General features: G+C 71.2%; 13 protein-coding genes. 6 read left to right on the plus strand and 7 right to left on the minus strand.

The genetic code is table 11. The features are described from left to right. The 6 genes from MTP13_RS12680 to mutM are packed head-to-tail and all read left to right on the plus strand — an operon-like array spanning position 1 to position 6,167. Complete coding sequence (locus MTP13_RS12680; RefSeq protein WP_243568106.1) at positions 1–1,377, plus strand: DUF58 domain-containing protein; 1,377 nt, start codon at positions 1–3, stop codon at positions 1,375–1,377. Beyond that, entirely contained in the window at positions 1,367–3,673 is a 2,307-nt protein-coding gene (locus MTP13_RS12685; RefSeq protein ID WP_243568107.1) for a transglutaminase TgpA family protein, read from the plus strand. The genes MTP13_RS12680 and MTP13_RS12685 overlap by 11 nt, the downstream gene beginning before the upstream one ends. 56 nt (positions 3,674–3,729) lie before the next feature. Beyond that, positions 3,730–4,245, plus strand: a complete 516-nt coding sequence (locus tag MTP13_RS12690) for a YceD family protein (RefSeq protein WP_243570826.1) — start codon at positions 3,730–3,732, stop codon at positions 4,243–4,245. A gap of 9 nt (positions 4,246–4,254) precedes the next feature. Further along, a complete protein-coding gene (gene rpmF, locus MTP13_RS12695; RefSeq protein ID WP_067950558.1) occupies positions 4,255–4,458 on the plus strand; it encodes a 50S ribosomal protein L32 in 204 nt (67 codons plus the stop codon). Between the two features lie 28 nt (positions 4,459–4,486). Continuing rightward, positions 4,487–5,197 (plus strand): ribonuclease III, encoded by a 711-nt coding sequence (gene rnc, locus MTP13_RS12700; protein ID WP_424221779.1) that lies wholly within the window; start codon positions 4,487–4,489, stop codon positions 5,195–5,197. Position 5,198: 1 nt separating this feature from the next. After that, positions 5,199–6,167, plus strand: coding sequence for a bifunctional DNA-formamidopyrimidine glycosylase/DNA-(apurinic or apyrimidinic site) lyase (mutM, locus tag MTP13_RS12705; protein ID WP_243568108.1), 969 nt, complete (start codon positions 5,199–5,201; stop codon positions 6,165–6,167). A 31-nt stretch (positions 6,168–6,198) separates the two neighbouring features. Here the strand turns inward: mutM and manD are convergent, their stop codons facing one another. The 7 genes from manD to MTP13_RS12740 all read right to left on the minus strand — a co-directional run bounded on the left by manD (position 6,199) and on the right by MTP13_RS12740 (position 14,090). Continuing rightward, on the minus strand, positions 6,199–7,437 hold the full coding sequence (gene manD / locus MTP13_RS12710) for a D-mannonate dehydratase ManD (RefSeq protein WP_243568109.1): 1,239 nt from the start codon (positions 7,435–7,437) through the stop codon (positions 6,199–6,201). An 87-nt stretch (positions 7,438–7,524) separates the two neighbouring features. Continuing rightward, positions 7,525–8,307, minus strand: coding sequence for an SDR family oxidoreductase (locus MTP13_RS12715; RefSeq protein ID WP_243568110.1), 783 nt, complete (start codon positions 8,305–8,307; stop codon positions 7,525–7,527). After that, complete coding sequence (locus MTP13_RS12720) at positions 8,304–9,740, minus strand: tagaturonate epimerase family protein (protein WP_243568111.1); 1,437 nt, start codon at positions 9,738–9,740, stop codon at positions 8,304–8,306. Before MTP13_RS12720 ends, MTP13_RS12715 begins: the two co-directional genes overlap by 4 nt. After that, positions 9,737–10,813, minus strand: a complete 1,077-nt coding sequence (locus MTP13_RS12725; protein WP_243568112.1) for an alpha/beta hydrolase family protein — start codon at positions 10,811–10,813, stop codon at positions 9,737–9,739. The genes MTP13_RS12720 and MTP13_RS12725 overlap by 4 nt, the downstream gene beginning before the upstream one ends. Before the next feature lie 50 nt (positions 10,814–10,863). Beyond that, positions 10,864–11,745 carry a carbohydrate ABC transporter permease gene (locus tag MTP13_RS12730; RefSeq protein WP_243568113.1) on the minus strand — a complete coding sequence of 294 codons (882 nt, stop codon included), beginning with the start codon at positions 11,743–11,745 and terminating at the stop codon, positions 10,864–10,866. Between the two features lie 58 nt (positions 11,746–11,803). After that, a complete protein-coding gene (locus MTP13_RS12735) occupies positions 11,804–12,763 on the minus strand; it encodes a carbohydrate ABC transporter permease (RefSeq protein WP_243568114.1) in 960 nt (319 codons plus the stop codon). Positions 12,764–12,791: 28 nt separating this feature from the next. Then, on the minus strand, positions 12,792–14,090 hold the full coding sequence (locus tag MTP13_RS12740; RefSeq protein WP_243568115.1) for an ABC transporter substrate-binding protein: 1,299 nt from the start codon (positions 14,088–14,090) through the stop codon (positions 12,792–12,794). Positions 14,091–14,139 lie beyond the last annotated feature (49 nt).

Here is a 14,139-nt window from a genome sequence, read left to right on the forward strand (position 1 = left end):
GTGCCGGCATCCACCCGCCGTCAGCCGCGCACCGTTCCGCGGCTGACGCGACGCGGGGCCGCGCTCGTCGTCATCGGGGTGGTGCTCGCCGCGGTGAGCCTCTGGTTCGACCTCCGCGACGTGCTGCTGCTCGCGTTCGTCGCGATCGCGATGCCGGTCGTCGGGCTCGGCTACGCGGCACTGCGGATGCCGAGGCTCGGCGTGACCCGGGCTTTCGCGCCCGCCACGGTCGCGGCCGGCGGCTCGACCAGGGTGCGGCTCACCGTGCAGAACCGGTCGCGGCGGCCCTTCGACGGAGCCAGATGGCGCGACGAGGCGCCCTCGCCGCTCCTCGTCCCCGCCGAGGAGGTGCTCCCCGGCGTCGGCCCGTGGGAGCGGGCGCTGCCGAGCGGCGACGACACCGTGCGACTCGACTACCTGCTGCGCACTCCGCGCCGGGGCGCGTACCCGATCGGGCCGCTCCAGCTCTCGCTCGGCGACCCGTTCGGGCTCGCCGTCATGCGCCGGGCGGTCGGCGGCGAGCGTGAACTGCTCGTCACGCCCCGGGTGACGGCCATCGACGGCGCGCTCGCGCGCACTGCCGCGGTCGACGGGACCCGGCACAGCCTGCAGCGTCGCATGCAGCCGAACTCCGACGAGCTGATCGCGCGCGAGTACCGCTACGGCGACCCGCTGCGGCGGGTGAACTGGGCCGCGACCGCCCGCCGGGGCGAGCTGATGGTCCGCGAGGAGGAGCAGCGCGGCGATCCCGAGGCGCGGCTCTTCCTCGACACCGTGCCGAGCCGCCGAGGCGACGAGGCCCATCGCGGCGACGCCCCGGACTTCGAGTTCGAGCTCGCCGTCGAAGCGGCCGCCTCGCTCGGCGTGCATCTCCTCGAGCGCGGCTACCGAGTCCGCCTGCAGCCGCTCGAAGAGGGCGCGCCCGGACGCGGCGAGTACCGCGAGCCGGGCGGCGGTGCGTCCCTGCTGCTCGACGACCTCGCCCGGTTGCCGACGCCGGGCACCTGGCGTCGCCGCGATCGCAACGACGACCGGGGCCGGCGCGAGGACGGCAGCAGCCCCGGCCGGCTGACGGCGGCGCGGGAACGGCGGGCGCCGATGCCGGGCTTCGCGGTGCTGGTGCGCCCGTCCGACGAGCGCCTCGCCGAGCTCGCGGCGCTCCGGGCGGCCTTCGCCCCGGCGGTCGCCGTCGTGCTGCCGACCGTCGCCGAACGCTGGATCGAGACGCTCGAACATGCGGACTGGCGCATCGTCCGCATCCGGCGCGCCGCCGACCTGACGACGGCGTTCGGGGCTCGTCCGATGACCACCGGCGCCGCCGCGGCCCGCGAGACGGGCTGGGCCGAGTTCCTGGCGGGTGAACGCGATGCGCCGTGATCGTGCCCCGCTCAGCCGGCTGCAGGCGCTCGCACTGAGCGCAGCCGCGTTCCTGCTCCTCGTCGTCGCCGTGATGGCGCTCGGCCCGCTGCTCGCCGGCAGCGGGTGGTGGTGGCTCTGCGCCGCCACCGCCGCGGCCGTCCTGTTCGGCGGGGCCGGGCTTCGAGCCATCCGGGTCCCGGCCTCCCTGGTCCCGGTGGGGGAGCTGGGCATCCTGCTCGCGGTGCTGACGCTCTTCTTCGGCGGCACCAGCTCGCTGCTGCTGTTCGTCCCGACCGCCGAGACCTTCGGCGTGTTCGGCGAGCTGCTCGGCGGCGCCCAGCGCACGATCGCGCAGCAGTCCGTGCCCGCGGTCGTCGTGCCCGCGCTCGCGTTCGCGCTCGCACTCGGCACCGGTCTGCTCGCGGTGCTCGCCGACGTGCTGGTGCTGAGCCTCCGACTGCCGGCGCTCGCCGCGGCCCCCGCGATGGTGCCGATCCTCGTTCCCGGCTTCCTCATCGAAGCCGGCGCAGAGGTCGGCACGCTCGTGCTCACGGCGGCCGCCTTCCTGCTGCTGCTCCGCATCGACGTACGGGTGCGCCGACGGGCCGCGCTCGCGCATCGGGACGACGACGAGGTGCGCATCACCGCACCGCGGCGGATGCCGGTCGGCTCCACCGTGCTGCCGACGGTCGGGCTCGCCGCGGCCGGCCTCCTCGCCGCCTCGGTGCTCACCGCCGCCACGCCGAGCGTCTCGTCGAGCCTGCTGCTCGGCACGGGCGGTCAGGGGGCGCTCTTCGCGCGCGGCGTGAGCCCGTTCCTCGACCTCGGCCGGGACCTGCGCCGACCCGACGCGGTGCCCGCGTTCAGCTACGTCGCGCGCGACGGCGACCGGCCGTACTTCCGGCTGCTCACGATCGACCGCTTCGACGGCGAGGTGTGGGGGCCGGGCGACCGTCGGATCGACGGCGACAACACGGTCGCCGAATTTCCGACGCCGACCGGCCTGGGGAACGAGGTGGCGCGCTCGCAGCATCCCATCGACGTCACCGTGCAGCAGCTCCGCACCACGTGGTTGCCGCTGCCATATCCGGTGTCCTCGGTCGAGGGACTCGACGGCTCCTGGTTCTGGGACCGCGGCGCCCTCACCGTGCGCAGCGCCGACAGCGACACGAGCGGGCAGCAGTATCGGGCGACGATGCTCGAGGTCGACCCCACCGCCGAGCAGCTCCGGGCCTCGGGCGACCGCATCCCCGAGTCGATCCAGGAGTTCACCGAACTCCCCGAGGACGTGCCCGAGTCGGTCCGCGAGCTCGCCGCGGAGCTCGGCGCCCGTGGCGGCACGGCCTACGACCGGGCCGTCGCCATCCAGGAGTATCTGCGAGGCAAGGACTTCACGTACTCCGTCGAGGCCCCGGTGGAGGAGGGGTACGACGGCGGCGGCCTCGACGTGATCGCAGAGTTCCTGGAGCAGCGCGAAGGCTACTGCGTGCACTTCGCCTCGACGATGGCGGTGCTCGCCCGTGAGCTCGGCATCCCCTCGCGCATCTCCGTCGGCTACACGGCCGGCACGCCGACGACGAAGCGGGTCGAGAACGTCTCCGTCGTCCAGGTGGACAGTCAGGATCTCCACGCCTGGCCCGAGCTCTACTTCCAGGGCGTCGGCTGGGTGCCGTTCGAGCCGACTCCCGGGCGCGGGACGGTGCCGGACTACTCGCGCCCGGGGGCGAGCGAGACCGCGCCGACGCCCGAGCTCGTGCCCGGGACGCCCGCACCGAGCCCCGGCGCCCGGCCCGACCTCGACCCGGAGCGCCAGCTCTCCGGGGGCCAGACGGCCGCCACGACGGACGACCCCGTGCTCTGGCCGCTCGTCACCCTCGTGCTCCTGCTGATCCTGCTCCTGCCGGCGGCCGCCCGGATCTGGCTGCGCCGTGTGCGCGTCCGCAGGATCCGCCGCGACGACCGCGGCGCGGATGCCGCCTGGCGGGAGGCCATGGCCACCGCGAGCGACCTCGGCTACCCGGCGGGGTCCGCGGACGCGCTGACGCCCAGGGAGGCCGCCGAGGCGCTGCTCGAGGAGGTCGGCGGCCTGGACGACCGGGCGCGCGACGCCCTGAACGCGCTGCGGGACTCGGTCGAGCGGGCCAGGTACGGCCCGCCCGGCACCGCGGCGCCGGCCTCCGAGACCGCACTCGTGGACCTCGTCACCGCGCTCCGCGCAGGGTCCCCGGTGACTGCGAGGTGGCGAGCCCGGCTGCTGCCGGTCTCATTGCTCGACACGGCGCGGGCGGGCCGCAGGGCGGCTGCGCGCGCGTAGAATGGCCGATCGTGGCCCATCACGATTCCCCGTTCCGCATCACCGTGCGCGACCTCATGCACCGCCCGGGCGAGATGCGCGAGGTCGAGCTCGACGTCGCCGCCCCCGCCCAGCTCGGCGAGGGCCTGGTCGCCGTCCGCGAGGGCTCCGTGCTCGAGCTCGACGTCCGACTCGAGTCCGTGCATGAGGGGATTCTCACGAGCGTCGAGCTCGACGCGGTGGCCGAGGGTGAGTGCAGCCGGTGCCTCATCGACATCGCCGTGCCCGTCGAAGTCGAGTTCCAGGAGCTTTTCGCGTATCATTCTGGGGAAGCTTTCGAGTATGAGGTTCAAGACGACCACGTGGATCTTGAACCGCTCATCCGAGATGCGGTAGTGCTGGCACTGCCCTTCCAGCCGGTGTGCCGGCCTGATTGCCCGGGTCTCGACCCTGTGACCGGGCAGCGTCTGGCTGATCATCCGGAACTCGTCACCCCCGAGCAGCACGACCCGCGATGGGCCGCGCTCGCCGGGTTCGAGGCTTCCGAAGACCAGGGCGCTGCCGCGGGCAGTGCTGATTCTGAGAGAGATTGAGAGAGAGACATGGCTGTTCCCAAGCGGAAGAAGTCACGCGCCAACACCCACGCGCGCCGTTCGCAGTGGAAGGCCGAGGTCCCCACGCTCGTCAAGACCGTCGAGAACGGCAAGGTGACCTACAGCCTCCCGCACCGCGCGCGCGTGGTCGAGGACTCGGCGGGCACCCCGCTCTTCCTCGAGTACAAGGGCCGGAAGGTCGCCGACGTCTAGTCGGCCCTCGGACTCCGAACGACCGGTCGTGGCGCGCGCGCGGCAGACGGGACCTGCGGATCGAGACCTCGTAGCGCTCCAGGAGACGCTGCAGATCGAGATCGACCCCGAGCTGCTGCTGCTCGCGCTCACGCACCGGTCGTTCGCGTACGAGAACGGCGGCATCCCGACGAACGAGCGGCTCGAGTTCCTCGGCGACTCGATCCTCGGGCAGGCCGTCACCGTGCGGCTGTTCCGCGATCACCCCGAGCTCGACGAGGGCGAGCTGGCCAAGCGCCGGGCGAGCCTCGTCTCGAGCGCCGCACTCGCAGAGGTCGGCCGGGCGATCGGGCTCGGCCCGTTCATCCGCCTCGGCCGCGGTGAGACCATGACCGGCGGGGCCGACAAACCGTCGATCCTCGCCGACACGGTCGAGGCGATCATCGGCGCGACCTACCTCGACGCCGGCGACGACGAGGCGACGGCCCTCGTGCTCCGCCTCGTCAGCCCGCTCATGAGCGACCCCGCGCGCTTCGGTGCTGCGATGGACCCGAAGACGAGTCTGCAGGAGGCGGCGGCCCGCCTCGGCGCCCCGCCGCCCGTGTACGAGGTCGCCGAGAGCGGCCCCGATCACAGCAAGCACTTCCTCGCCACCGTTTCGGTCGGCGAACTCGTCCGCGCCTCCGGCGAAGGGTCGAGCAAGAAGCAGGCCGAGATGGCCGCGGCGCTCGAGGCCTGGACCTCGCTGAACGCGGGCTGAGGTGCCCGAGCTCCCCGAGGTCGAGGTCGTCCGCGCCGGCCTCGCTCCCGCCGTCACCGGCGCCCTCGTCACCGGGGTCGAGGTGCTCGACCAGCGTTCGCTGAAGCGCCACGACCCGACGAGCGGCGACTTCGAGCGCGGCCTCGTCGGCGCCCGCTTCGCCGCCGCGGTGCGGCGCGGCAAGTTCCTCTGGCTGCCGATCCTGCCCGCGGAATCGGCCGGACCGACTCAGCCATCAGACGCTCCCGCCGCCCCGCGCGCGCTCGTCGCGCACCTCGGCATGAGCGGCCAGGTGCTGCTGCGCACCCCCGACCATCCGGGCGGCGACGCGCACGCCCGCATCCGCATCCACCTCGAGCACGAGGCGCACGGCGAGCTCCGCGTCGACTTCGTCGATCAGCGCATCTTCGGCTCGATGGCGATCGACCGCATGGCGCCGACGCCCGACGGCCGCCCCGCCGGCTTCTCGGCCGAGGTCACGGGGGAGTGGGCCGGCTTCGTGCCCGGCCAGGTCGCCCACATCGCGCGCGACCCCCTCGATCCGGCCTTCGACGAGCGGGCGTTCCTCGCGGCGTTCGCGAAGCGGCACTCCGCGGTCAAGCGCGTGCTGCTCGACCAGACCCTGGTGAGCGGCATCGGCAACATCTACGCCGACGAGTCGCTCTGGGCGGTGCGCCTGCACGGCGAGCAGCCGGCGTCGAGCGTGAGCGCGCGCCGGGCCCGCGAGCTCCTCGAGGCGGTGCGCGGGGTGCTGCAGAAGGCCCTCGCCGAGGGCGGCACGAGCTTCGACGCCCAGTACGTGAACGTGAACGGCGCCTCGGGCTACTTCGCGCACTCGCTGAACGCGTACGGGCGCGAGGGCAAGGCCTGCCCGCGCTGCGGCACGCTCATGGTGCGCGAGCCCTTCATGAACCGCTCCTCGCACCGCTGCCCGCGCTGTCAGCGGTTGCGGACCCGCCGCGCGGGCTGACCCGTTCGGCATCCGGAGGCGCTCCGCAGCCTCACCAGTCGTGCACCGTGCCGTCAGCCAGCCGGTTGTACGGCAGGTACGCGGTGACGTACGGGTACTTGCCGGCCTCGTCGACGTCGAGCTCCACGCCGAGGCCCGGGCGGTCGCCCGGGTGCAGGAAGCCGTCGACGAAGGTCATCGACTGCTGGAAAGTGGCGTTGGTGCGCGCCCCATGCTGCATGTACTCCTGGATGCCGAAGTTGTGGATCGCGAGGCCGACGTGCAGCTGCGCGGCGAAGCCGACCGGCGAGATGTCGGTCGGGCCGTGGCAGCCGGACTTGATCTGGTACTGGGCGGCGTAGTCCATGACCTTCTTCAGCGGGCTGATGCCGCCGAAGTGCGTCGAGGCCGCTCGTACGTAGTCGATCAGCTGCTCCCTGATCAGCGACTGGAAGTCCCAGATCGTATTGAACACCTCGCCGATCGCGAGCGGCGTCGTGGTGTGCTGCCGGACGAGGCGGAGGGCCTCCTGGTTCTCCGCGGGGGTGCAGTCCTCCAGCCAGAAGAGGTCGTACGGCTCCAGCGACTTCCCGAAGGCGGCGGCCTGCAGCGGCGTCATCCGGTGGTGCCCGTCGTGCAGCAGCGGCAGCTCGGGCCCGAACTCCGCGCGGACCGCCTCGAAGACCGTCGGCACGTGCCGGAGGTACGCGCGGGTGTCCCAGTCCTCCAGCATGGGCAGCGCACCGCGCTGCGCCGGCTCGTGGTCGTACCTGACGCCCTTGTTGCCGGCGAGCCCCGTGTTGGAGGCGACGCCGTAGATCGCCTTCAGCCCCGGGACACCGGGTTGGACGCGGATCGAGCGGTAGCCGAGCTCCCGGTGCTCCCGGATCGAGTCGAACAGCTCCGGCAGCTCCTTCCCGGACGCGTGCCCGTAGGCCATCATCCCGGTGCGCGACGCGCCGCCGAGGAGCTGGTAGACCGGCAGGCCGGCGGCCTTGCCCTTGAGGTCCCAGAGGGCCATGTCGACCGCCGCGATCGCCGCCATCGTGATCGGCCCCCGCCGCCAGTACGCGCTCCGGTAGAGGAACTGCCACGTGTCCTCGATGCGATGCGCATCGAGTCCGAGCAGCAGAGGGACGACGTGATCGGTGAGATAGGAGACCACGGCCAGCTCCCGTCCGTTGACGGTCGCGTCGCCGAGGCCGGTCACGCCGTCGTCGGTGGTGAGCTTCAGCGTGACGAAGTTCCGGTTCGGGCTGGTGACGATCACCTCGGCGCGATCGATCTTCATGGCGGGTCCTTTCAGCGGTGCAGGAGCGGCGGATGGGCGTGCGTCGGACGGCTGGGGCCGGGTCAGGTCCGGCTGCGCCGGACTGGGTCAGATGGTCATGGCGGAGAATCCGCCGTCGACGCGGATGAGCGCTCCGGTGACGAAACCGGAGGCTCGGCCGGAGGCGAGCCAGAGCAGTGCCCCGTCGAGCTCGTGCTGCTCGCCGAGGCGGCCCAAGGGGGTGTGCCGGACGATGTCGGAGACCCGCTGCTCGCTGAGCAGCGCACGATTCTGCTCCGCGGGGAAGAACCCGGGCACGATCGCGTTGACGCGGATCCCGTCCGATGCGAGCTCCCGGGCGAGGTACTGGGTGAGGCTGTTGACGCCCGCTTTCGCGACCCCGTAGGCCAGCACCCGCGACAGCGGGGGGCCTGAGGAGGCCGAGGAGATGTTGATGACGCTGCCGCCACCGGCGGCCGCCAGCTGAGGCCGGAACGCCTGGATCGTCCGGAACATCGATCCGAGGTTCGTGTCGAGCAGCAGGTTCCACTCCGCGTCGGTGATCTCCTCGAACGGCGTCGCGCTGTTGACGCCGGGGGCGTTGACGAGGATGTCGATCCCTCCCCGCTCCCCGCAGTCCGCAGCCGCGCGTTCGACGGACGCCCGGTCCGTGGCATCCAGTTCGACGAACCGCGCCGCACCGCCCGCGTCCAACACGCGGCGCACCACCTGCTCGCCGCGCTCGCGGGAGCGACCGGCGACCGCGACGTCAGCGCCGGCGGCGGCGAGCGCCTCGCAGAACCGGCCGCCGAGGACGCCGGTGCCGCCGACGACCAGAGCGGTGCTGCGCTCCAGGTCGAACAGGCCGGCGACCGACGGTGCCAGCGTCACGAGCGGACCTTCACAGCCGAGAACGGGGCGAGGTGACGGCCGAAGTGCGCACGGAGATCGTCCCGGTAGTCGTCGCGGTGGTCAGTGAGGGCGGCGACGAGCTCCGTGCCGAGGAACGATGCGCCGTCTCCGTCCGCCGTCCGGAGCACCGCGCCGTAGCCGACGTGCAGGATCTGCCGCGTCGCCGGGGCGAGCAGCAGGCGCGGCAGCTCCGCGTCGGCGAGCTCCTCCGGCGCCGGCACCGTCCCGGCCTCCGCGGAGACCTGGTAACTCGCGCGGGCGGCGCGATACGCGGCGAGGCTCGCCGCATAGGCCCGCCGGAAGAGCTCGGGACGTTGCGTCGCGAGGACGCCGAGCGCCACGAGATAGCTGGTGCCCGAGGTCTTCAGGTGCACGAGCCCGCGGGTGTGCTCCATCACGCCGTCGTAGATGCTGAACTTGTCGGAGCCCGAGTGCATGCCGATCTTGTAGGGCCCGAGCGCCCGCGCGATCGCGGCGTGCCGGGAGATCGAGTCGTACAGCGCCGCGCGGTCGCCGGCGAACTCGACGCCCTTCTCGAAGGAGCCGAGATGGCGAGGGGCGAAGCTCACCCAGCGGATGCCGAGGCGCGCGAGCTCTGTCGCGATGTAGACGTGCTCCTCCGGGGTCGTCGGCTCGTCGGTCTCGTCGACGGCGATCTCGATCTCGACGGGAGAGCTCGCGCGGTCCATCAGGTGACGGGCGAGTCGCGCTCCCATGGCGACGGCTCGTCCGTACTTGCCCATCGCATGCGCGAGCTCGGTCTCGCCGACGGTCTGCACGCCCGAGTCGAGCTCGAGGCGGAGCGCGGCGTAGCGGCGCCGGGCCGAGGCGAGGTCGTCCTCGAGCTCGGCCCAGGGCAGCCGGGCCAGCTCGGCATCGGACGGCACCTCGTCGCACACCTCGACGAAGTCGCCCACGTCGATCGTGAAGAGGCTGAAGCCCGCGGCGAGGCAGCGGTCGATGTCGTCCGTGGTCTTCAGGTGATCGGCATCCGCGCCGACCGGTGCAGTCCATCCGGCCTCGATGCAGCCGAACGTCGCGTCGTCCAGTACCTGTTGCGGGCTCCGGCCCAGGCGGTCCATCTCGCGGATGGACTGCTGTGCGAAGATCGCCCGCAGGCTCGGCGCGAAGTCACGGAATGCGGCGGCCTGACCCGGGGTGGCGAGGCCGAGCCGGTCCCCGGTGCCGGCCGAGGTCGACAGCCCGATCGGTCGGGGTGCGAGGTTCGGGCGGACGATCCGTGCCGCCGCGGCGTTGCGCGCCGACAGCGGTCCGTACGCCACGCCGGCGCGAGGGCCCGGTGCCATTCGCTCGAACCGGGCGTGCTCCCGGTCCGAGCCGCCCGCCACGGCGAGCAGACGCTCGCCCGCGACGGTCTCGATCGTCAGTTCGCAGTGCTCCGGGCCGCTCATCGGAGGTGCTCCCCGAAGAAGTCGGCTGACTGTTCGTCGCACCAGCTGTGCCCGGCCGCGAACAGCTGTCGGCGGAACCGGTGCGACGCACCGGCGCGCCGGTAGATCTCCTCGACGCGGTCGGCGCAGGGGCCGGCCGACTCGAGCATGAAGCAGTCGTCGAAGAAGCCGAGGTCGACCATCAGCGCGCGGGGGAAGAGCAGCCCCTGCAGATCGGAGACGTCGACGAGCGAGAACAGGCCGGGTGTGATCTGCATGCCGCAGTAGTTGCTGTCGCGGACGCCGAAGTCGGGGAAGGTGTCCGAATAGCAGATGATCTCGGTCGCCGCGATACGCGGGTCGGCGAGCGCCGACCACAGCGACATCGTGCCGCCGCCGGACACGCCCATCACCCCGATCGGCCCGTCCTGCACGTAGGGGAGCGTGGTGACGAAGTCGAGGACGCGCTTCCCGTGGGCGATGTTGATCCCGAGCGGTGTCATGCCGAGGATGGTCGCGTTGAGGTAGTACGTGTCGCACCAGTCCATCTCGACGCCTTTCTGGGGCGAACTGATGCGCCACTTCCGCTGTTCGTCGAAGTCGCCGTGCCCCATCCAGTCCACGCCGATGGTGACGAAGCCGTGGCGCGCCATCACCGCGCCGTAGTTGTAGCCGTCGTCGTCCGCGTAGGAACGGAGCAGCGCGGTCGAGCGATTGCCCATGATGGGCTCCTTGCCGCCCATGTCGTGGCCGTGCCAGCAGAGGATCGGGGCCCACGTCGATTCCTCGGTGCCGCCGCTCGGCCGGTTCACCGCCACGATCGTCGACAGTCCGTCCTCGACGTCCATCATCCAGCGCTGCTGGATGAAGCCGTCGAGTTCGATCTCGCCGAGCAGCACCGGGTTCGGCTCGCAGGCCGGCGGCTCCTGGCCGAGCGTCGCGAGGACCGCGGCGAGCGTCTCCTCCCGCCAGGCCTCGACATCGGTGTTCTCCGGGTCGAAGTGGAACCGGGGGGTGTGCTTCCTGGCCCGGTCGAGGAGCCAGGCGTTCGGGCTGAGATTGCGGTGTCCGAGCGGGACGGCTGGGGTGGTCACGTGCAGGTCCTTTCGAGATGGGGTGCGTCGTCGATGGCGCGGTGGGCGGGCTACTTGCCGACGCCGAGGGTCATGCCCTCGATGACGAATCGCCGCAGCAGGATGAACAGCAGCAGCATCGGCACGAGCATGATGCCGACGCCGGCGAACAGCAGTCCGTAGTCCGCACCGCTGTACTGGATCGCCGAGAGCAGGGACATGAGCGAGAGCCCGAGGGTGAAGTTGTCGTTCGACTGCACGAAGGTGAGGGCGATGAGCACCTCGTTCCAGAGGCTCACCGCCGTGATGATGAACACGGTCAGCAGGCCGTTGCGCACGGTCGGCAGGAAGATGCGGACGAGCGTCGCGATCGGGCCTGCCCCGTCGAGGGAGGCCGCCTCCTCGATCTCCTTCGGCACCGCGGCCATGAACCCGGTGAGCAGGAAGACCGCGAACGGCAAGGAGACGCCCGTGTACACGATGATGAGCCCCAGCTTGCTGTTGATGAGGCCGAGCTGCGAGAACTCGATGAACAGCGGGATGATGATGATGTGCGGAGGGATGCCGATGCCGAGCACGAACGCGGTCGAGAGCTGCTTGGCCCAGCGCACGCGCATTCTGGAGAGCGCGTAGGCGGCCGGCGCGGCGATCACCACGACCGCGATCGATGCCGAGCCGACGACGATCAGGGAGTTGAGCGCTCCGACGGCGAACCCGCTGTTGGACCAGGCCGTGCTCCAGTTGCCCCACTCCCACGTGGTCGGGAGGCCCAGCGGGGCCGCGAAGATGTCCTTCGTGGTCTTCACCGATGACAACAGGGTGATCGCGAGGACCACGAGGTTGAACCCGACGAAGAGCCAGATGACCGTCCGGGGCAGCCAGCCGAAGAGTCGGCCGGGAGTGGAGCGCCGGATCGCTCGCCGAGGCGCGCCGGCGGTGTTCTGCGTGCTCATCGTGCACCTCTCTCGACGGGGCGTCCGGCGCGGGCCGGGTGCGGGAATGCGGTGGGGGTCATAGTTCGATCGGCTCCCTGCGGAGGATCCGCCGGAGCAGCACGACGATGACGCCGAACAGCAGCAGCATGAGCACGGCGGATGCCGAGGCGTACCCGAAGCGGTACGCGGGCACCTGGTCGCCGAAGGTCTGGCCGTAGACGAAGAGCGAGGAGTTCCAGATCTCCACCGGCGGCATCGTCGTCGTGGCCCCGCCGAAGGCGAACAGGAAGTCGAAGAGCTTCAGCGCCTCGATCGTCCAGAGGATCGCGGCGACGGAGGCGACGTCCCAGGACAGCGGGAGGGTGACGTACCGGAACCGCTGGAAGGCGCTCGCGCCCTCGAGTTCGGCGACCTCGTAGTACATCGGCGGGATCTGGTCGATGCCGGCGAGCAGGATGGTGAGGTAGAGCCCGGCGCTGACCCAGATGGTCCCGGTGACGGCCATCTTGAAGATGTTCTCGCTCGACAGCCACTCGAGCGGCTCGATGCCGAGCTCGCCGAGCAGGGTGTTCACGATGCCGCGGTACTGGAACAGCACGCCCCACACGATCGACAGGGCGATGGGCGACGCGATGAACGGGAAGAACAGCGCAGAGCGGATGAAGTTCCGCCCCCGCATGGTCCGGATGAACGCCGCGAAGAAGAAGCCGACCACGAAGATGACGGCGCCGCCGACGAAGAGGATCACCAGGGTGTTGACCAACGAGCGGAGGAACACCGGATCCCGGAAGAGGATCTCGTAGTTGCGGAGCCCCCGCCACTCGGGCGGGGTCAGCCCGTTCCACTGGAACAGGCTGACCCCGATCGAGAACACCGTCGGGCCGATCAGGACGAGTGCGTACAGCAGCACCGCGGGGAGAACGAACAGGATGAACCAGTTCCGCTGCGAGCGCTGCCGCGGCGTCGCCGCCGTCCGGGCGGTTCGCCCCGGTGCGTCGGCGTCGGTCCCGACGCGCTCTGACTCCAACACGCTCACTCGTCTGCTCCTGCGGCTCGGGGGACGGTCACCCGTTGAGTTCCCAGTACTGCTTCTGCTCGGTCTTCATCCGCTCGATGAACTCGTCGGTGGTGAGCCGGCCGGTCACGAGCGCCTGGGTCGCGGGCTGGAAGACCGTCGTGTCGAAGTTCGGGACCACGGCGGGGACCTGGTCGTTCACGCCGTAGATCGCGTTCTGGTCGACGATGTCGCGGATGTCCTGGAGGTCGGCCGGCACCTCGATGTCGGAGCGGACCGTGAGGCTCAGCGTCTCGGTCGTGAGACGGGACATGGGGTCCTTCGCGTACAGGAACGCCAGGAACTGCTCCGCGGCCTCGGGGTTCTTCGCCTTCGTCGGGATCGCGAAGCCGTTCAGGGCCACTGGGACCGCGGTGTCGCCGCCCTCCTCGACGGCGGGGAAGTTGAACGCACGGTACGCCATGTCGTCGGCGGCGTAGCCGCGGGTCTCGTTCGGCGTCCAGCCGCCGAGGAAGAGCAGGTCGGCCTTGTTCTGCGCCCACTCCGTCTGGATGGCCGGCCACTTGCTGCTGTCGTAGCCCTTGGCGTAGAAGCCCTGCTCGGCCCAGTCGACGAAGAGATCGACGGCCTCGCGCATCTCCGGGGTGTCCCAGGCCTCGCCGGTGGGGTCCTCGACGGCCTCGAGCAGCTTGCCGGGCCCGACCGCGCGGACGATGGCGGTCGCGACCATCGCGCGGTCGTAGTCGGTGTGGTCCGCGTCGAGCGCGAGCGGCGCGCGGCCCTCCGCCTTCAGCTCGGCGAGCAGGGCGTTCATGCCGGCCCAGTCGCTCGGCGCGCCTTCGGTGAGGCTCGGGACGTTGGCGCCGTTGTACCACCAGACGTAGGGCTGGAGGGTGAACGGCAGCATGAAGTACGCGCCGTCCTCGCCCTTCGTGAGCGGGTCATACTTGTCACCGACGAGTTCGCCGATCGTGACGTCCTCGCCCTGCACCGTCCGCTCGTACAGTCCGGAGAGGTCCCGGGCGGCGCCGTTGTTCGCGAGCAGACCCTGCAGGCGGTTGTTGTCCTGGTCGGTGAGGTCCGGCACATTGCCGGTCGTCATCCCGGCCATGACCTTCTGCAGGACATCGCGCCCCTGCCACTGGACGTTGACCTTGATGCCCGTCTCGGCCTCGAACTCATCGAAGACCGCGGTGAGGATCGGAACCTCGGGCTCGTCGACCGTCAGCATCGACCAATAGGTGAGCTCGTCGGAGGCGGATCCCGAGGATCCGTCCGACGACGGCGATGCGCTGCATCCCGCAAGGAGGAGGGAGAGCGCCGCTGCGGTGGCGGCTCCGCGTGCCATGGACCGTTTCATTTCGTGACCTCCATTGGTCAGGTTCGGTGTCGAGCGG

Source organism: Agromyces soli (assembly GCF_022811605.1).
Lineage (GTDB): Bacteria > Actinomycetota > Actinomycetes > Actinomycetales > Microbacteriaceae > Agromyces > Agromyces soli.